This window comes from Vibrio scophthalmi LMG 19158 (genome assembly GCF_000222585.1).
In the GTDB taxonomy this organism is placed as follows: domain Bacteria; phylum Pseudomonadota; class Gammaproteobacteria; order Enterobacterales; family Vibrionaceae; genus Vibrio; species Vibrio scophthalmi.
The window spans coordinates 13440-32149 of sequence record NZ_AFWE01000018.1; the positions used below are offsets into that span (position 1 = coordinate 13440).

The window sequence follows — 18710 nt, forward strand, 5'->3', positions numbered from 1 at the left end:
AATTCACGGCGACTTATGCACAAATGCACGGCTGCTTTCGAGACCGTAGGAATATTCTCGGAAGTGGCGGTGTAGTTGTGTAAAAGTCGAACCTCTAAAGCTTATAGAGTCGCACTCATGCTTATGCACATATCCACATGAGAGGTACGGGGCCAATCAAATGCCCCTATCGATTGTGGGTATGTGTATAAGCATGAAATTGCTGAAAGCAATTTCCCATAATGAACTAACGACCATAAAACTAACGTATTTCTCCACACACAAGCCCATATATCCATCATGAGGAAACTTGAGACCTTTAGGACAATCTCAAGCCGATTGTGGGTATATGGGCTTGTGTGTGCAACGCCAGCGAATATCGATGGTGAGAGTAGATTAAAAGCGATTCTGTAGGGTGCGCATCGGATTTTGTTGATGCTGGAATAACAGCACACGCATACATGATCCCGTTCACGCTATAACTTTCGCTAACACAGGGTCATTTGCTGGTTCGTTCTCTGGTGTGCAGTTGCTTTGAGTCCGTTGGTGCTGATGGTTCATTTCCCAATCTGAACGATTTGATGTGGATTATGCAGCGCTTATAACGAAGGTGTGCGCGATAAGTCCATTCTCGCTACGCTTCTCCCTGCGGGGCAAAGCTCGAACATAAATAGAGCACGACTAACGTTATATCAGCGAGTGCCTCGAACTTATCCACATATCAACATGAGGAAAACTGGAAACCTTTAGGACTATTTCCAGCCGATTGTTGGTATGTGGGTAAGTTCGATTGAGCCTTTAGGCTCATTTGGGGGCGAGGCGAAGAATGAGCCTCGCTCGCAAAAAAAAACAGCCCGAAGGCTGTTTCTCATTAAAACTCGTTAAGGTGCTGGATCATGTATCGGGTTGTTGCTACCGCGTTTGCGGTGATTTTTCTAACCCATGCTTTGCTATAACGTGACCATTTGAAACCGTTTGATTTTAGAACCTTGCGCACCTCTTCACTAGGGATAGCATCAAAGGTTACTTTTATGCGTCCGTCTTCCTCATACAATGACCAGTTAACCGAATCTATACAGCCTTGCTCACTTAATGCTGCTTGATTGTGTAGCGCTTCTAATTCCTCGATGCGCTGCTTTGTAGTGCGAATGGTCGCGCTATTGTTGGTTAACTTGTAGCTTGGATAACCTTCACGGCCGCAAAAATCCCCTTCTAGTAACCCTTTCGCCTTTTCTTCGGTTAGGTTGTGCGTTTGTTGTCATATATTCGATTTTGTCTGCGTCAGTCATGTGCTTTGAGCGGATCACCTTGTTGATTGCTTTCATCGTTTCTTGACTGCGCTCTAGTCCTGCTAGTTTCTCTTTTAGCTTTTGGATAGCTTCGGGATCATCTGACGCAATACCATTGCGCCCCACGTTCGCCGCTCTCTCTTCTAATCGTTCGGCCTTTCTTGCGGCTGCGACTGATTTTCCCATATCGTTAAAAATTCGGTCAGCGTCACGTCGAGCGCGTTTTTCTGAATGGTGGCCAACTAAGATAGGCTGGCCGAAAGGGATCATCGATGCGCGGCTTTTGCTGGCGGTGTAATAGTGGTTAGATTCAGCGTTTGCCTTTTCTGCTCTCGCCTCTAAGCGCTCGCGCTTCGATTCTAAACGCTCTTGATAATCCCCAAGGCTTACCACTTTGCGGCTCGTTACATCGTCACTCGGTGGCGTTGGCTCTGGTTGTTTTTGGTCATGGTTAAGCGGTGAAATATAGCCTTGCTCTAGCGCGTTCTTAACGTCTGAATACGTCACGCGAATTTTAGCCGGCTTTTCGATAACTCGGATTTTATATGCGGCTAAATAAATGTTTAGCGTTGGGTAATCCGCATCAATATCATGGCGCATTGTGTCGGCTTCTTCACCTTGAAAATGAACGGTGATTTTAGTTTTTGCGTAACCTTGGCCGCGTCCAATCTCTAGCGCTTCCATGATTGATTTTTCGTTGTATTGCGCCAGCGTTAAGATCTCGCCGTCCTCGAAATGATTTGACTCACTCCAAACCACCTCAATTTTTTCGATCACTTTTTCTTCTTCAAAATCATTGAATGATTCAATGGTTGCCAGCTCAACAGGCTCAATCGTTTCTAGCTCTACAGCTTCCGCTTCGCTTTCTTCACACTCGATAGCATCAAACGTTAAAACAATGTCAGTAGAGAAATGGTAAGGACAATCTGAAAAACGCACTTTCGTTAGGACGCCATCAACCACTGTCACATAGATTTCTAGATCGCTGTATTCCTTTTCATACCAAGTCCAGAAAAAATCCACGTCAACGGCTTTAGGTGTATTACTACTCCAGCAATCATCCATCCCCATAGATTGCGTTTTCAGCACAATTTTAGTCGCTACTGACAACAACAAAGCGATTTTATTTTTCGCGTTCTTGCGAAGTTTACCCGCTTTAAAGCTCTTGAGGATTTCAGATTTGGAAGAGCCTGACTGCTCCAGCGGGGATACGCTGGTCGCTTGCTGCTGATTAGTGATTGTTGAGTGGATTGCAGTCGAGTGTGTCATGGCAGTGATTCCTATGTTTAGTGAGTTTTCATCTTCGTTTTCGCCTGACTGTCCACTCCTCAAACATGGTTCTTATCTGCAAGGGCGCGAAGCGGCAAAGCGAACCCTTGCAGATAAGGTTCTGATTTGAGGATGGTTACAGGAAGACGCGAGAACGGGGGTGAACAACTCACGCATAGACATAGGATGAACGACATGGCACATGAGACGGCAAGCCGCGATTACAAGCACTTATCAGAAGAAAGTGAAATGCTTTTGTGAATACTCCGCAGGAGTGGGAATGCTCTAGCGAAGCGCGCCGCTTCAGGCGCATAGCGTAGTTGCGTTAGGGATTGTGTGACAGGAACTTAAACGAACAGAGCGAGCTAATGCCAAGTGAAGCATGAACCTGGTATTAGCTCGCTCGTATTGAGTTAAGTTATCGACACGAGGCGAAGCCGAAAAGCCCGCCCCCATAGGGGAAACGCCCGCAAAAAATTAATATTCGCTAGGTAACATAACAGTTGTCATACTGCGATCAGCTTCCGTAATAATCCAAATCCGCTGACCAGAAAAAAGATACTCCGACAGAATGCGATCACCGGTCTTAGTCGCCTCGTCATTGCAGCGTTTATCATCATCGCAAATACAACCCCAATCACCGCCCATATGGCGAAACAGACAAGGATTTAAAAAAACCGGTGACAAATAGGCCGATGACAGTAATTGATTGATGCCTTGGGTAATAAAAACCGATCCCAAATCGAATAAATTTGAGTTTGGTGTATAGCTTTGTGTTTGATTTTCAGTTACATTTTTAAATGTCATTATGATGAATCCTACTTCCTAATGATGCTCAGGCGCCTTACTTTCACAACCTTTAGTAAGGCGCCACCCTATCTACATAGAAACTGCAATCAGCAGATTGCAAATCTAGTCTTGTTTTTCGAGTCATATTCAATCAGCGCAGATTTAACCACTTCAATTTGAATCGTTTTCTTTTCTAGCTTATCGGCTAAGGCGCAAAGCTCATCTTCAACATCGAAGTTTCTCGCGTTTGAGGCATGGCGTGAGGCTTCAATAGCCGCGTGAATAAAATCGTCTTCCCTTGTATGTTTGCGGATTTGATCGGAAATACTCGGAAACCACCAAGAATCGTTATCAATAAAGATAATCTGTTCTTCTTGGCCCTCGTGAACCACATGGAAAAAAGCAAAGATACGCGAGCCGTAGAAATTAATTCCGTAGTCGTTTTTAAAGCGAACTGTATCCCCTACTTTTAACCCCTTCCTTTCAGCTTCGCTTCCAATTGGAGCAGAAATAGAAAGGTTTTCTAGCTGATACCAGCCTTTTAATTGTTCAATAAAAGAGTGTCTAAAACCAAGTTCTTTAAGTTGGTTTAATATTCCCATTTCATTTTTGGAAGAAGCCTTCGACTCCAAGTTCGAGAACTTGGTCGCTTGCTGCTGATTAGTGATTGTTGAGTGGATTGCAGTCGAGTGTGTCATGGCAGTGATTCCTATGTTTAGTGAGTTTTCATCTTCGTTTTCGCCTGACTGTCCACTCCTCAAACATGGTTCTTATCTGCAAGGGCGCGAAGCGTTTATATACCCTTGCAGATAAGGAGCTGATTTGAGGATGGTTACAGGAAGACGCGGGAACGGGGGGACAACTCACGCATATACATAGGATGAATGACATGGCACATGAGACGGCAAGCCGCGATTACAAGCACTTATCAGGAGAAAGTGAAATGCTTTGTGAGGACTCCGCAGGAGTGCGAATGCTTTAGCGAAGCGCGCCGCTTCAGGCGCATAGCGTAGTTGCGTTCAGGATTGCAGCGATATCCTTGCAGATAGGGGATTGTAGAGCGTCACGCCCAGGGAAGGCACGAATGTGACTTAATTGGGCGATGACACTCTTAGCCCATAGCTGGAAGATACAAGCGAAAAGCCCTGCCCGAAGGGTAACGCCAAAAATATTCACTCCTTAATCGTACACCTACGAATAAGAGGTAAATAATTAACCCGTTTACTCTAAAAATTGAATAACACAGAGTTCGCCTTGTTTAGCTTCATTGCAATTAGGCGTCGCAGTCGCATTTTGCAGATGAATAGATAAGGCCAGAATGACGAAAAAAAACGATAGAAAAACGGCAACGGTATATAAAGCTTTCATAAAAAATGACACCCAAGCAAACCGTGACAAAAGATAAAACGATTCAAACCAGGATTAAATCATCATATCCGATTGCGATAAAAATTAATCATATCTGTTAAGTTATTAAAATCAGGCCCCACATGCTTCCATACGCATCCTTTACAAAGCAGTCCTTTGCCATAAGTCGCCTCATGTTTATCACAGCAAACACATTTAGCCTTTGGAGGCGCATTTGGAACAGGGAAATGTGACGGTTGAATCAGTTCTTTGGTGAGATCATCATCAACAGAAACAGAATTAACGGATTCAGGCTCTTGAGCAGACGGATGAAGATTTTTAACCCATTTATGCCAATGCTCAAGCAACAAATCAAAGATCTGTGCCGGACGAAGCAAAGTTGCTTTAGAGTGTTCAGCAAATAGATAAGTGGCTATAGCGTGGGTATCGATACTTAAAACAATATCAGCAACAGAAACCAAGTCTTCTAAACTGGTTCCCTTGTCATTAGCAAAAGGGATCTCAACCGCGATTGATAAACTATTGGTAGTGTCACGCGCAAAAGCATCGATCATCACACCATTAATATTTAAATCTAACTGCCACATGACATCATCGAAAGACCAATCATCAAGGTCAAAATTCTGCAATGATGATATTTGCTGGCGTAATATCAGGGCAATAGCCGTAACAGGTGAAAAATTGCATTCATTAGAAGTGCAGACCTTGTCAGTTCTATGAGCAAAGTGCCACTGATTCACATCAGCTTTTCTGGCCGTAACCGGCGTATTGCACGAAAGACAGCGGCAATTACATTTGTGGCCTCGGCTAGCTTCTTCAATACCAATGATAAGATTAGTCTCATTGCATCTAGCAAAGGGCATCAGAACAGAAACGTTAGTCATAATTCCCCTTCTTATGGTGCTTTCAATAACTCAATAGTAATATTCACACCGCTATAGTTGAGTCTTGCAAAGTTTTCACCCACTCTTTTTGTGGCTACCTCCTTATCTACACCTTCTTCAACAAGCTGTTGAATTACCTCGGTCAAAATTCCAATAGTTTTCTTTTGAATATGATCAGGACTTTGCATGATTTCCCTCTACTGACCGTTTGGATTGAAAAGTAAGTATTCAGCTTTTGGATCGAACAGAACCACCTTAGAAGTAGTATCAGTTTGAATTGCCAAAGCGCTCTTAACTACATGCGACAAATACTGATTAAGTGGTAACTTGTCACCGTACCATTCGTACATTCCATCAGAATCGAATGTGCCGTTGATAATTGGCTCTGGCGCACCTTCTATTTGGATTTTTACGTTTACCTTTTGATGTGGCGTTTTCATACTTTTCCCTCGTTACTTCTTAACCCAAATTGATAAGCGACTAACGTTAACCAGTAGCCCTGCGGGTAGAGCTAAAAAAAACGCTATGTCTTTGATTTTTTCCGGCACATACAGACCAAAGATTGAAGCGCCAATTACAACAACAAAAGCCATCAACAAAACGAAACAAAACTTACGTACATTTGGGCTTAGTTCGTAACCTTCTAGCTCAACTGATTTCATCTGTTTTCCCCTATAGATCGTTTAAGTCTTTTCGCATGGCATTTAGTAGAGAGTCAAAAGCGCTATCTCTTCGCTTTCTATTATCGTTTGTTTCAACGATCATTTGCGCTGCCTCTATTACATCTTTGGAGCCAAACAAAGAGCATTTAGTTTGCCACAAAGCATAGTTTTTCGATGATTCATTTGATGGAGAGATTGCTGCTACGTGCAAAGCATTCAGAAGCCCGATATATGCGTCTCTCTTTTCACCATACAAACGTTGCACTCGTACCGACTTTTGAGAACTATACGAGGTGTAAAGGGAGTTAATTAGTGTACCTAAGCCTAACCCTCCAACAACACCCGATACCAATGTCCAATCCATTCTGCTAACCCTGCTTTTCCGGAAGAGGCTTGTTTTCTAGAAAAAAAGCCGCTCTTTGCTCTGCTTCCTCATATGTATCTGCCACAAGCCATTGTGATACATCCGCGTCTATCGCTTTTGCAATATTACGTTCCTTATTTGCTTCATCAGCACTTGAGTAAGGCCCACAAGCAATAGTCCCACCATCTGGCAATTGTCTAAAACCAAACCAATATTTTGTCATTGTGTTCCCTCTAGCTTGGTTTTACATCTGTCACAACTGTATAGTTTCCGCACGTACACATTAACGTAAATGGATAATAATTAGGGGAGTAGTGAACATGCACATCACTACGCTTCGCCTTAATATCAGGACTACAATACGAACTATATTCGCTAACCTTTAGATCTCTTCCACAATTACCACATGGGTAATAATCGGGTGTATGCTTGGTATACATCTGACTTCCTCATTTACTTTCCAATTCATCTGCAATTTGACGAAGCTCTCTAATCCATTCTTTCTTCGATTCCTTCTTAAATGGTATATTTTCAAAGCACTGTTTGAGCGAATAAGAAGATAACGGAATTTCTGGTGACAAATAGATACTTACATTTCCTGCTACTAGATCATCTACGATAATTGACGGTTTAATTGGCCATGATAGTCCTTTGGGATTTGTCTCATACTGCATCGTATACCCTTAATGCTTCGCTTTTAGTGGATATTGATCAGGATGTTTGATGCCGTCTAGCGTCAAATCAACATCCAAATCAGGCCAGCAAAAACCGCTACGGCCTTGCTTTTCGACGTTGAAAACAGCTTTCACTGGCGCATTTTCAAACCACGGAAATTCTTCAAAACTGAGAAAGTGCTCTTCATTCTCAGCTAGTAACCAAAGACCAAAGGGGCTAACCCCTAAGACCTTAACTAAAGTGTTTGTGCCAAGCTGCTTTGATTTCATCTTCATGCTCTCTTACGCTTTGCTCTAGTTTGTTTAACTCTCTCACTGAAAGGTTATAACTTTTGGCTAGAGTGATTTCGGGTTCAATCCAAAATTTAGCCTCGCCATCTTCACCAACAACATGAACATGCAAGCGCTGTTCTTCGTTGGAGTAGAAAAAAAACTTGTAGCCTTTTTCTCTGTAAACCGCCGGACTCATTAGACTTCCTTAATAAATTGACTTAAAAGCTTGCACCTTATCAACATAAACGCAAACAACCTTACGCTAGTATGTGCTAGGACTGACCAACCTCAGCGATTTTTTTTATATACTGACGCTTTGGCCGTAAAGAAGCGGAAAGATAAGTTTCAGCGAACTGTCGGCCCTGATCGGTTAACTGCCACATATTTTCGTTAGCTCTGGCGTTTGAATCAATGGAGCGGTCAACGTTAGGCTGAAAAACCAAAAATCCATTATCCGCTAGAGTACGCAACGAAACTAAGAAATGGTTAGCAGATAACTTCAAATCTACTGTGCTTTCCTCACGCAATTGCCTCTCAACTTGTAAGCGCATAAAACTCGTGTTAACTGGAATATGTTTACCATATTTAAGCTCTAACAAATGGATGAGTAATAACGATTTCTTTTGTTGTTTGCTGATACGAATAGTTTTCAAATATTAATCCTTAACCGCACACATTGCCTCTTACCGTCAATTATAATTCACACCTTAATCGTATGAATACGATTAAGGTGTGAATTTTTGAAGCAAACGCATCAATAAATTACCACTACAAAAAACAGTGTTGATATTTATTGGTAAGACAAACCGGCCTAGGAGCAACATCGGATACTCGCAGACTATGTGCTTTTTGATTTAAAGCTATCTAAAACAGCCTGAAGGCTGCATTAGACTTTAGCCATAAAAAAGCCTTTGCCATTACGAGGCGTAACGTTCAAGTTCACGAGTAGCAGCAACTTGTAAAAAATGAGATCGATTTTTGTACTCTGGATGAGCTAAAACCGCATCATCAATTTTTTTAATATATAAACTTGGTAATGTTGCGTTTATCTTTATAGCTTTCCCCAGGTAGGGATCTATATCGACGTCGATAACAGCCCAAGCCCAACCTTTGTATTCATCACTTGATTGCCAAGTAGCAAGATCACCGGCTTTTGGTGGTAAATTGCCACGTTCAGCCAAGTCCTCTAAATAAAAATCAGCCGCTTCCTTTGCGTTCGCTAACGCTTCTTCTAACGTATCACCCGCAGAAAAGCAGCCTTTTAGATCAGGAAAAGCCACACCGTAGGCATGTTCACTGTCACCGGTTTCAATAGCGATTGGATATAACATAACTTGTTCCTTACTAGATATAGCTATTAGTGCAGCGATGGGGGCTTATAGCCCCGCATCTTTCATTAACTGCTTAACCAACCCAATTTTTAAGTCTTTCTTGGGATGGGGCACGACTACAGGGTTTTCAAAGTCTGGATGCCTAAACTTGTGATGACTTCCTCGAACTTTGACTAACTCCCAACCGTTTTTTTGTAAGAGTTTAATCAAGTCTGCACTTTTCACTATACCTCCGAATTACTTAACATAGGGTTATTATAACCCTACCTCAAACTCAAAACAAGAACTATAACCCTAATAACTCCGTTTACTAGCATTAATTTCATTGGAAACGATCTCTGTTTATTGGTTCTGAGTAAAAGCCAATCGAAAAGCATGGGCTTAGTTGGTAACTCGGAATGTCTTAAAGGATCAGAAAATGGTCAATTGGAATAGTTGAATAAACAAAAAGATAGAGCGTAGAGGAGAAAGGCACTAGAATGGCGACGGGTGCTTTTGGTGATTTACCTAAAGCAATTATCCTATTTTTTTGCAGACGGTAAATATCAAAAAACCCCGAAAGTTGTTTAAAACTAACGAGGTTTAGAGATGTTCCGCAAAACAAATCTTAGCCTCTATTACGATTCAAATCAAGGAGGCAATAGTATGCCACGAAATAAAACCGCCCTACTGGGCTTAATTGTTATTTGCTTAACGATTCTGTGTTTCACATGGATGACGAGGGGCACACTTTGTGAGCTTCACTTCAAGGATGGAAACTCGGTGATTTCAGCAACGCTTGCCTACGAATCGAGATAGTAGCTGAACAAGGTGGGGATTCCGAATCCCCACCTTGATTTAGTTTTGTTTGTGACGGCCATAAGCACCCATGTTTGTGTTGTGATAGTTATGACGGCGAAACGTCCTAGACCTTTCGCCGTTATCATATAGGCATTAAAGCAATCGAGTAAGGTAAAGCAATGGCCTCATTTCAGATCATTTTCAAAGATGTAGAAGAGAACGAGTTAAGTAAGGAAGTTGTTTTTATGAAAGGCTTACCAGCGGCAAAATGTTCAGCTAAAGCGACAGCGCCAGCAAACGCCTATAAAATCGAGATAACCGACCTGATGGGTAAAGAATTAACGCGCATCACATTAGGCCAATCCAGCAAATGGCATGACGCTATTTAGCAAGGTGCTTTTCAAGGACTTCACGCATCCGCCAGTATTCATCAAAGCTCAACGGGTCAGGTGTATCGAGCACAGATTCACATATGAACTGCTTGGCAGGCTCTAATTTGATATTTAGATATTGCTGAGTAACAAATAGGAGTTTTGAATAACTTGGCTTGTTAAGCACAAGCGGCTTTTTCCCTTTCACTCTGACCTCAAAGCGTTCGATGACATAATCGTCCTCGCCAGCCTCAAGACAAACCCAATCGTCAAATTCCAATAGCAACACCTCAACAAGCAAATTGATGCACATCACACATCTAGGAGAGAAACTTAACCATGTGTTCGCTTGGTGAGCACACGCCACATGACCGCTAGATAACTTGCTATTACCCAATAGTTGACCAACTTAACGCCGCAGCTTTAGATAAGACAAATCACAATCAAGAGAAAAAACTTAATACCACATTAAGTTCACCACTAGAAGGTAAGCAATCATTCGCATATTATAACATTAAGTTTGAAAGAAACTTAATTTTCAATATTAGGGGTAGAGTTAATGGCTGAAAATGGGCCTCGCGAGGAAATCGCAAAAGTTGTATCTTCCAATTTACTAAGCATTTTTAAATGGGAACAATATGGTCCGTATGACCAAGACTTTCCATGTAGAAAGCAGGACAAGCACGTAGATAAAGAAAAAGACCAAAAGCACACGCATCCTGTAGATGTAGTCTTTGGCTATAAAGACCCTTACAGCAATAAGAATGTTCTTTTTAATACCGATTTAAAGAGTTACGGCAAGGGTTCAATAAGCCCAGCAAAGATAGAAGAAGCTTTAATTTCTCTAGCGAAGACGATTGAGTGCGCAGAAAATAGCACACACTGGCAAGGCAAATACCTAATTCCTGCGGGTGACTTTGAAGTCCGAGGATTGCTATTTGTTTACAACCATGACAACGAATTCCAAAAAGGATTTTTCGATTTCTTTTACCCGCCGAAACGCGAAAAAGGAAAAAAAGGTAGATCGGCTAAGCCTGTTCAACTTTCCAAAATACCAGTTCCTAAAGATAAAAAGCTTCATTTTGTTGAGCCTATTCAGATTAACTATTGGATGACAATCGCCTCTGATATTAGCGATATGATTCGTCTTAGTACATTCCCGAAAAAAGAGTTTGGTTTTTACTATCCTGAATTGACATTCCATAAGGTGGTTTCTTCCCAGAAACATTTGCCCGCAACGATCGAAATGCTGGCATCACCTTTTATCATCATTAAACACGATGAAGTGTATGATATCGTTAACGGTAACATCGAACGGGTATATGAGCCTGGTTACGTTGTCTATTACAACCGAGATGCGAACACCGATAACGAATTTCTCTACCTCTTGGATTTGCTATCAAAGTATCAGCTACTAAACGTTAAAAATAAGATTCGACTAAAAGTACCGCATACTGAAACCAGTGGCTCAGCTCGCTCCCACTTTAATCGAGCATTAGAAAAATATGCCCATGAGTGGGGATATGACGAAGATATGAGACAAAGGCTCGATATAAAACTGGAGTTGATTACTTATAAAATAGAGTTCTATAACTCAGAAGATATTGGTTGGAAGGGCGTCCATGCATAACAATTACCTTTATAGCGTTACTGATAAGGCTTTATTTGACGCGCTTAATACTTCGAAGATTAACAACTCAGAGCTTAGAGATTTATTCCTTTCTCGGGGCGTAATCATATCGACAGAAACAAAAAGAGAAGAACTCGCTCGTGAGTTCTCTAAGTACAATCACGATTTTTACGACCATCAAAAGATTGCGTCAGCAATGGGCGTTGTACAGCGTAAAGAGAAAACAACAACGAGCGACTATACCACCGAGGTAGATAAAGAATCTTTAGAAACAACATTGAACGTTCTTAAAAAGCAAATCGCTGAAGAAAAGGATTTGTGTATCTGGCATGAAGATGAAAACGGTAACTATATCGTTGATATCGCGTACGAAACGCCTGATTACACTAAATCTGATTTCAAGCAAATCGTGAAGAAAGAAGCGACAATAGCAATCGAAAAAACGGACTCTGGCTATACGGTTAGATACCCAGATAATCCAAAAGTAAAAGAGTACGAAAGAATAATTCGTGAGTCTGTTGCATTTACGGCAAAGGAAGCAGGTCAGAAATTCGACTCTACTCGTATCAATTTAGCTTCTATAGAAGACCCTGACGCCCGTACTAGCTTTTTCCGAAAACTGCTGGATAGATTGGACGGATTTAAGCTAATAGATGTTACTGACGTTTATGTGTTCCATCCGAAGCCAACAGATGATGAAAAAGGCAAATCTGGGGATTCTGGCATACATATCAGCAAAGCTTCACTGAAAGGTGAGGGCGTACTACAGTCTGGCGAGCTTCAAGAGTTCTACAGTCGTGGATTCTACATATCCAAGATTAGATGGAAGTTTGAAGAGGATCTGGTGGGTTCGGACATTTATGTGATTGAAGCAATGTTCAGTGAGCCTGAGACTTTTGAGGATTTTTCTTATATAACAAGAGGAAAGTTTAAGTATAAAGCCAAAAATGAGTACAACAAAAACCCGTCCAAATTGGACAAGGAAGAAGAGCTACGGATATCTAGGCTCATCGAAGACACTGCGCGTGCAATAGTCGATGAAATCGTAGCAGAAACTCTAGGGGAGAACGAAGATGAGTCGTCAGAGGCTGAAATTACTACTGATAAACAGTAAAAAGAGTGTATCAGAAATGCTGACCAAATTAAGGCAGCAGTCTGATGAGCAGCATGACTTTATATTTCACGGCGTGTCGCTGAGTGATTCTGAAGAACTTCACGCCACATACTCAGAAAAAGTAGAATTTAGCGATGAAACCTATGACCAATTTGGCAATGTCATTGATGAGATATCGTACGTTACCTATAGGAATATTAGTTTCCATATAGAGGTTCTCGACACAAATAAACTGTTGATGGTGATTTATAACTCGCCTAAGTCAATGAGGTCGTTTTTGGATTGTTTCGCAAGGCTATTCGAATTTCAGGTTGGCTTCTATAACCCAGAAGTGAACTTAAAAACGTTTAAGGGCGTACTTGAAAGTGACCTCAAAGCTAAACTTGAGGGCACTGGAAAGGTAAAAGTTAGTCGAGTAGTTATAGATAAAGCCGCGAAAGCTAGTATCGAGATAACGAGCATAAAAGACGCCTTTGAATCTCTAGAGAAGCTTATAGAAGGTAAAGAATACAAGCTAGATAAACTTAGTAGTTCAATTTATGTTGATGGTCATACCGTTGATTTTGAACTTTCTAAAACATGTAGCTTAAGGATTCGAGATGATCTGCTGGGTTATATCTTGCCATCAATCAAAAGTACGCTCATAAACCAATAGCTGATCAATTTAAGTAAATATTACCCAGTGAATATGAAAATTAATTGAGTTGTCATCACATGTATCTGATTTCCTAAGACTATATAAGAACCAGATCCATGTTTATGTTCTAAACGAGCTAGTTAACGTGATGAACACAAAGTAGACCAATAAAAACATACTTGATATGTATCGCATTAAGAATTGATACACACATTAACTCTATTGCATATGGATCTATTATATTTATGTAGCGTCATTATGCAGACACTACGACTCATACAACTATTCTTCACTTTGAAGCGCCCTCTTTAACAAGAGGGCTTTTTTTGCCTTAATCGTACACATACGATTAAGAAGTAAATTTTCACCAAATTTAACCAAAAGTAAGAAAACTGATCGTTTTGGGGATTACGGGGCGTAATCGAGCCGAAATGAAAACGCATCACAAGCGCTTAACATTTGGAGAAAAACTGTAATTAACTTTCAGAATGATTTCGAGGGTTCTTAGATAGGAAAGCCCCTACTTTCGCCACCTTGTAGCAAGGTCTGTTCCCTAAGCGGCAAAAGTAAGGGCAAATTTAGCTATTTACCATAATAGGCATATCGCGCACTGAATTTGAATTAAAGAATTTGAATTAAAGTTAAAATGCCATACGGTAAAGTATTATAAATCATAACCCTCCAAAAAATTCTTGATCGCATTGCGGCTTATGAAGGCGGCAATAATTGGTTGCTGACTGGGCGTGAACCATTTTTGTTCTATCATGCTAGCTAGCTTCTCTAACTCTTCGTTAGTAGCGCTTTGGTTTAGGGTGTGAGTGATGCTACAATTCATTTGCATCTTGATCTCCTATGGGTTGACTTGCCCCTCTCAGCAAGAGCCGTCAAACTTACTGCTGAGAGGGTATTTACAAAACAGTAAATACATATTCGTCATTACGAATATGTACAAACATAATTGTAATAACAAAGATGTATGTACAGCTCTTTATTTATTCATCCTAACAATTGCGGTTTCTATTGCATTTGTAATAGTCATACCATTCTTACTTGCAGCTAGACGCAAAGATGCATAATCATTGATACTTAATCGTACAGTAACCGTCCCTATTTTAGATAAATCCAAAGTTGATGTAGCAGAGACAAATGATGCAAGTTCATCAACATTCATATTATTTACGACATCTTTTGCTTCTTTCCAAGGTTTGGCTGTTACGTCAATACATTTTTGTAAATACGAGTCCGAGTGAGAACCTAGCCCCTGATCTTCATCAGCTAGTGTCTTTGCATCATTTTTTACTAAAGCCATTAAAGCAAAACCTCAAGCAATAGGGCTGATATATCATTAATCTCACGAGTTGTTGGGTTATCAGAAAACGCAATCCTATTATTAATCTGTTTTTTAGCAACTCGCCCAAATGCCGCTAACTCATCTTTAAATTCAGAATAATTAGAATTGGCGACACACCCGTTAAGAAAAAAAACAACTTTATCAAGTACGCCTATTTTATCCAAACGGCTAACAATCCTGCGAACCTCTTTCATATCATCTTTTGATGGGCGAACTGGTACAAGAATAACAGCATCAACATCTTTAACGGCTGTGAGTAATTCAATGTTTTTTTCAGTATGTGCACCTTGTGTGTCATAGATGAAAAAATCAGCTTCATCCTCAGATGAAACTAAATGAGAATTATTAGCCATCCAATCAGCATAATGCTGTTGTGGATCCATATCATCGCCAGCGACTTTCTTTTGGTTATTATTACCCAATACTAAATGTGTTAATTTAGCATGTGTCGATTTACCGACTCCACCTTTAGAAGAATAAAATAATATATATTTCATATAATTACCATGTATGCACGTTTTTGTAATTACAGCAATGTACATACAAAACAAAAGCAAGTCAAGACGTAAATACACGGACGTATGTACGTAAAGGTAAATACAACTTTGTATTAACGCTAAAATCAAACCCCGATACCGCTTTGTATGTTTATGAAGCTCAACGGTACGTTGGTGCTCCCCCCCTGTAAGCGTGCATTTTCGTTCCGTTGGACTTAAATAATGCCCTTGCATCCAAACTCCAATCACAGGCTGAATAAACACATTAAGCTCAAGTAATAAAAAACCATTTACAAAATAGGGATATACAACCACAATAGCACTGTATATATAAACAGTCATAAAAGGTGATTTATGCGTATAGAAATGATGGTAACAACAGCTCAACTACCACGAAACGGGTTAACTCTTATCCAACAAGAAATGGAACGTCGAGTATTAAAGGTGTATCCAAATGCAAAGATAAGGATAAGAAAGGGAACAAATAATCAGCTAGAAATTTTTTGCCACAAAGACGACAAAAAGCCCGCCAATAGATTAATTGAAGAAATGTTCAATGAAGCAGAGGAGTGGCTTCATGTTTAGTCGTCACTTAAAGAATGAAAATGAACCGCCTATTTACTACTCGCATGGTAAGCGATGGAATACCTACGAATATAACGGAGTGGTAGGAATACAAGCAATAAGCCGCAAATTTAAAATACCAATACCACGCTTGATCGCAAGATTGAAAACAGGATTGTCTATACAACAGGCGATCGCCCATGAATTAGAGAATGAAAAAGAGAGGGCTTACCAATATATCAATTTTAGTGAGATTGTCGCTAAGATGGCACCAATGGAATATAGAAAGAACGATGAAAAAGCAGTAAAAATTGAGGTATGCACCGAGGTGAATAGACCGGAACCAGAGATAGTCTACACAATGAAAATATACGAAAAGGGTAGAACCATAACAGCGCCGGAAGAGCTAAGTCAGTTATGGCGATTAGCTCTTGGATTGCCATCGCAAGCAAACCAGGTATGATTAGAAAAGCCGTGATATATGAAATACTATCACGGCTTAATCACATTAAAACTTTAAAGCATCTTTAAGAGCTTTGCCGGCTTTAAAGGCAGGAACGCGACTAGCAGCAATATCGATCGGTTCACCCGTTTTCGGATTACGGCCAGTACGAGCAGCACGTTGAGATACTTTAAAAGAACCAAAACCAATTAGAGCGACGTCATCACCAGATGCGAGAGCATCAGAAATTCCATTCAGGATAGCATTAAGCGCCTCTTCAGACTGTGATTTGGTCAGTTCAGCTTGAGTAGCGATGTGCTCGATTAAATCAGATTTATTCACGTCAATTACCTATCTTATTGAAAGTACATACATTTTACTAGAAAGAATCAAAATCACAATTAAAAACGCTTTAATTGTGACGCTGTAACAAATAATTTAAATATCACGTCTCTCATTATCTTCACTGATAGTTAAAAGATCGATACCGATCAAAAAAAGATCTTATCGTCTGTCGCTTCTCATGAGTCGCTGTGCGACGAATACCAGAACGCGCTCGCGTAGCGAGTAAGAATCAAACTAAAAGCCATAGAGAACGGTTTAAGGGCCAATGAAAGGAACAGCCACAAATTAAGCCTTAGCCCTGCCAGAATCTTGTTTACGTTATAGGTTAAATAATTCTCTGTCTTTATGTGGTGGTTCCACGGGATCATGCGTATATGCTCAATAGTTTCCTGTCGGATGACAAAAGAAAGGTTCAGCGCAGCCAGCTAGACCGTTAAATAAACGTTTGTGTTTATAAACGGATGCTGGCTGAGGGTACTTAAGAGCGAAGCGATTTCTTTTTATAGGATCGATCAAGTTAACCGTGGGTGAATGAGACTGACGCGCTAACGCTTGTCGGCTTCACACTGGCTCTACATGCAAGCATATAGCAGCCAGTGCGAACCTGAACTATCGTGAACACATTTAATATTTATGTATTTATTTATGTATATACGAAGTTTAACTACGTAGTACACATAACCGCAGTCTATTTTTCCGTGACCTTTTTTCACTGTTTTCTTAGCCCCTTTACTTGCACTACCTTTGGGGAAGGATGAAGATCTCAGTTAAAAAAACTGCTAAATCCTCTGAAAGACGTTGTGGCCACGGAACAATAAACAAAAATGTTGCTCACTTTTTGTTCTTCACGGTATTAGAGACGTGCGAAAGCCTCCGCCGTTAAGCGGATACAAGAAAAAATCTAGTGTGGGGCAGGGGTAAACTGTGAAGGTTCGTAGCCACCAAACAGTGACGTCACCTTGTTGGCATAATCATTTAAACGCGTAGCATTAAAGATATCTTGTACGCCTGATGCAATAGTACGGAAGCTAAGCCACTCAAAACGTAGCCCTTTCTTTTCCATACGCTTGCGTGATGCTATAATAAGGGCGCAAATTTCTTTATAGCGAACGACTTTTAGATCCTGGAAGAAACCTTCAGAGAATTGTTTGTAAGCTGCTGCACTACGCACCGTACCTTCAACATCATCGACACACACGTTAATGCGTTCTGTTTTTAGATAATTGGCGCGCTTTAGATATTTCATTACCTTAGCGAATGACTTAGGGGAAATGTATTCACCCCAACGTAGGACGTAATCTTCTTGCAACTGGTCATAGCTAATTGTTTTTAGTCCAGCAAGCGTTGGCAAACCAATGCGGCCACCAATCAGATCCGTGTTTGGTAAGATACAGGCTAAGGTTTTAGAGATAAGCGTTCGACATTGGATGTTATTGACCGCAGCGCCACCCCAAGCAAAAAGGGCAGGGAACCGTTGAGGGTTATCGATAAACTCCTGACACGCTTTTAAGATAAACGCATACTCATGGGGTAGGTTGACCACTTCACCACTACGTAACAAACGGCGACAACTAAAACCGATGGTAAAGTTTTGATTGGTTTCTTGCTGAACAGTGATTGTTTCTTGAAAAAGCTCAATCAGCTCGTGCTTACGAGCTTTGCGCTTCGCTCGATACGCTTTATCGTATTCAGGCTTAGTAAGTGTAGGGGCTGCGTTATCTGCCAACATTTAACTCACCTTTCGCACTCAAAGCGATATTTTCACCATAACTGTGAAATTTGCTTATTGAGTGATACTGAAAGCTGAGTTTTGAATGTTCTTGCTTGAAGCAAGGTAGAAAGAGAAATTCCATTTTGTTGTCCTGAAAGATTTTTAGGATGCCTGGTTGCGAAGCCAAGCATTGAAAAAACATTTTATATTTAAAGATCAGAAAGATCAATCAATCTGTTTCAGATACAAAAAAACCGCCTACTTTCAGGGAGACGGTTTCTTTGCGAATGCTTCGCGTTAGATTCGCGGTCTAACACACTCTAAATGTTACCCCAAATACACTACATAGAATCTATGTAGTATGTGCTCTAGGTAATGCACTTATA

At 40.7% G+C, this 18710-nt stretch carries 28 protein-coding genes; 7 read left to right on the top strand and 21 right to left on the bottom strand.

From position 1 onward, the window contains the following. Window positions 1-1169 precede the first annotated feature (1169 nt). The 15 genes from RH88_RS00395 to RH88_RS00460 form a co-directional block, all read right to left on the bottom strand. Window positions 1170-2537: a DUF3560 domain-containing protein gene (locus RH88_RS00395; RefSeq protein WP_005592665.1), complete on the bottom strand. Its 1368-nt coding sequence runs from the start codon at window positions 2535-2537 to the stop codon at window positions 1170-1172. A 477-nt stretch (window positions 2538-3014) separates the two neighbouring features. Beyond that, complete coding sequence (locus RH88_RS00400) at window positions 3015-3344, bottom strand: hypothetical protein (RefSeq protein ID WP_005592667.1); 330 nt, start codon at window positions 3342-3344, stop codon at window positions 3015-3017. 89 nt (window positions 3345-3433) lie between these two features. Further along, window positions 3434-4024 carry a hypothetical protein gene (locus RH88_RS23815; protein WP_005592668.1) on the bottom strand — a complete coding sequence of 197 codons (591 nt, stop codon included), beginning with the start codon at window positions 4022-4024 and terminating at the stop codon, window positions 3434-3436. 732 nt (window positions 4025-4756) lie between these two features. Continuing rightward, a complete protein-coding gene (locus tag RH88_RS00410; protein WP_005592670.1) occupies window positions 4757-5578 on the bottom strand; it encodes a competence protein CoiA family protein in 822 nt (273 codons plus the stop codon). Between the two features lie 11 nt (window positions 5579-5589). Then, on the bottom strand, window positions 5590-5766 hold the full coding sequence (locus tag RH88_RS23490) for a hypothetical protein (RefSeq protein WP_005592671.1): 177 nt from the start codon (window positions 5764-5766) through the stop codon (window positions 5590-5592). Window positions 5767-5775: 9 nt separating this feature from the next. Then, a complete protein-coding gene (locus tag RH88_RS00415) occupies window positions 5776-6018 on the bottom strand; it encodes a hypothetical protein (RefSeq protein WP_005592672.1) in 243 nt (80 codons plus the stop codon). Between the two features lie 12 nt (window positions 6019-6030). Further along, the gene (locus RH88_RS00420; protein WP_005592674.1) at window positions 6031-6240 is read right to left on the bottom strand and encodes a hypothetical protein; all 210 of its coding nucleotides are present in this window, start codon (window positions 6238-6240) and stop codon (window positions 6031-6033) included. 10 nt (window positions 6241-6250) lie between these two features. After that, window positions 6251-6604 carry a hypothetical protein gene (locus RH88_RS00425; RefSeq protein ID WP_005592676.1) on the bottom strand — a complete coding sequence of 118 codons (354 nt, stop codon included), beginning with the start codon at window positions 6602-6604 and terminating at the stop codon, window positions 6251-6253. A gap of 4 nt (window positions 6605-6608) precedes the next feature. Next, entirely contained in the window at window positions 6609-6827 is a 219-nt protein-coding gene (locus RH88_RS00430; protein WP_005592678.1) for a hypothetical protein, read from the bottom strand. Window positions 6828-7053: 226 nt separating this feature from the next. Next, on the bottom strand, window positions 7054-7278 hold the full coding sequence (locus tag RH88_RS00435; RefSeq protein WP_005592680.1) for a hypothetical protein: 225 nt from the start codon (window positions 7276-7278) through the stop codon (window positions 7054-7056). Between the two features lie 9 nt (window positions 7279-7287). Beyond that, window positions 7288-7548 carry a DUF2442 domain-containing protein gene (locus tag RH88_RS00440; protein ID WP_005592681.1) on the bottom strand — a complete coding sequence of 87 codons (261 nt, stop codon included), beginning with the start codon at window positions 7546-7548 and terminating at the stop codon, window positions 7288-7290. Further along, window positions 7511-7747 carry a DUF4160 domain-containing protein gene (locus tag RH88_RS00445; protein WP_005592682.1) on the bottom strand — a complete coding sequence of 79 codons (237 nt, stop codon included), beginning with the start codon at window positions 7745-7747 and terminating at the stop codon, window positions 7511-7513. Before RH88_RS00445 ends, RH88_RS00440 begins: the two co-directional genes overlap by 38 nt. 76 nt (window positions 7748-7823) lie before the next feature. Further along, on the bottom strand, window positions 7824-8204 hold the full coding sequence (locus RH88_RS00450) for a hypothetical protein (RefSeq protein ID WP_005592683.1): 381 nt from the start codon (window positions 8202-8204) through the stop codon (window positions 7824-7826). 264 nt (window positions 8205-8468) lie between these two features. Further along, entirely contained in the window at window positions 8469-8882 is a 414-nt protein-coding gene (locus RH88_RS00455) for a type II toxin-antitoxin system HicB family antitoxin (protein ID WP_005592684.1), read from the bottom strand. A 45-nt stretch (window positions 8883-8927) separates the two neighbouring features. Then, a complete protein-coding gene (locus RH88_RS00460) occupies window positions 8928-9107 on the bottom strand; it encodes a type II toxin-antitoxin system HicA family toxin (RefSeq protein WP_005592685.1) in 180 nt (59 codons plus the stop codon). Between the two features lie 420 nt (window positions 9108-9527). Here RH88_RS00460 and RH88_RS22790 point away from each other — a divergent pair, with 420 nt between their 5' ends. Both RH88_RS22790 and RH88_RS00465 read left to right on the top strand, forming a co-directional pair. Further along, the gene (locus RH88_RS22790; RefSeq protein ID WP_005592687.1) at window positions 9528-9680 is read left to right on the top strand and encodes a Hok/Gef family protein; all 153 of its coding nucleotides are present in this window, start codon (window positions 9528-9530) and stop codon (window positions 9678-9680) included. Window positions 9681-9841: 161 nt separating this feature from the next. Further along, window positions 9842-10051 carry a hypothetical protein gene (locus tag RH88_RS00465; protein ID WP_005592688.1) on the top strand — a complete coding sequence of 70 codons (210 nt, stop codon included), beginning with the start codon at window positions 9842-9844 and terminating at the stop codon, window positions 10049-10051. On the opposite strand, the gene RH88_RS00470 is transcribed toward RH88_RS00465, so the two are convergent. After that, on the bottom strand, window positions 10044-10346 hold the full coding sequence (locus RH88_RS00470; RefSeq protein ID WP_005592689.1) for a hypothetical protein: 303 nt from the start codon (window positions 10344-10346) through the stop codon (window positions 10044-10046). The genes RH88_RS00465 and RH88_RS00470 overlap by 8 nt on opposite strands. A gap of 246 nt (window positions 10347-10592) precedes the next feature. Between RH88_RS00470 and RH88_RS00475 the strand changes: the two genes are divergently transcribed. From RH88_RS00475 to RH88_RS00485, 3 genes are read left to right on the top strand one after another with little or no spacing between them, the layout of a single operon-like run. After that, entirely contained in the window at window positions 10593-11663 is a 1071-nt protein-coding gene (locus RH88_RS00475; protein WP_005592690.1) for a PD-(D/E)XK nuclease domain-containing protein, read from the top strand. Continuing rightward, window positions 11656-12777, top strand: coding sequence for a hypothetical protein (locus RH88_RS00480; RefSeq protein ID WP_005592691.1), 1122 nt, complete (start codon window positions 11656-11658; stop codon window positions 12775-12777). The genes RH88_RS00475 and RH88_RS00480 overlap by 8 nt, the downstream gene beginning before the upstream one ends. 16 nt (window positions 12778-12793) lie before the next feature. Continuing rightward, window positions 12794-13432: a hypothetical protein gene (locus RH88_RS00485; RefSeq protein WP_040757769.1), complete on the top strand. Its 639-nt coding sequence runs from the start codon at window positions 12794-12796 to the stop codon at window positions 13430-13432. Between the two features lie 646 nt (window positions 13433-14078). Here RH88_RS00485 and RH88_RS23655 read toward each other — a convergent pair. From RH88_RS23655 to RH88_RS00495, 3 genes are all read right to left on the bottom strand, one after another. Further along, window positions 14079-14255, bottom strand: a complete 177-nt coding sequence (locus tag RH88_RS23655; protein WP_005592694.1) for a hypothetical protein — start codon at window positions 14253-14255, stop codon at window positions 14079-14081. Window positions 14256-14402: 147 nt separating this feature from the next. Then, window positions 14403-14723, bottom strand: coding sequence for a hypothetical protein (locus RH88_RS00490; protein WP_005592696.1), 321 nt, complete (start codon window positions 14721-14723; stop codon window positions 14403-14405). Continuing rightward, entirely contained in the window at window positions 14723-15262 is a 540-nt protein-coding gene (locus tag RH88_RS00495; RefSeq protein ID WP_005592698.1) for a ParA family protein, read from the bottom strand. Before RH88_RS00495 ends, RH88_RS00490 begins: the two co-directional genes overlap by 1 nt. Window positions 15263-15616: 354 nt before the next feature. Between RH88_RS00495 and RH88_RS00500 the strand changes: the two genes are divergently transcribed. After that, entirely contained in the window at window positions 15617-15847 is a 231-nt protein-coding gene (locus tag RH88_RS00500) for a DinI-like family protein (protein ID WP_005592699.1), read from the top strand. Then, complete coding sequence (locus tag RH88_RS00505; RefSeq protein WP_005592700.1) at window positions 15840-16289, top strand: hypothetical protein; 450 nt, start codon at window positions 15840-15842, stop codon at window positions 16287-16289. Before RH88_RS00500 ends, RH88_RS00505 begins: the two co-directional genes overlap by 8 nt. Before the next feature lie 45 nt (window positions 16290-16334). Here RH88_RS00505 and RH88_RS00510 read toward each other — a convergent pair whose 3' ends face one another. Both RH88_RS00510 and RH88_RS00515 read right to left on the bottom strand, forming a co-directional pair. After that, window positions 16335-16610 carry an HU family DNA-binding protein gene (locus RH88_RS00510; protein WP_005592701.1) on the bottom strand — a complete coding sequence of 92 codons (276 nt, stop codon included), beginning with the start codon at window positions 16608-16610 and terminating at the stop codon, window positions 16335-16337. 904 nt (window positions 16611-17514) lie between these two features. Then, window positions 17515-18342 (bottom strand): hypothetical protein, encoded by an 828-nt coding sequence (locus RH88_RS00515; RefSeq protein ID WP_005592702.1) that lies wholly within the window; start codon window positions 18340-18342, stop codon window positions 17515-17517. Window positions 18343-18710: the final 368 nt, after the last annotated feature.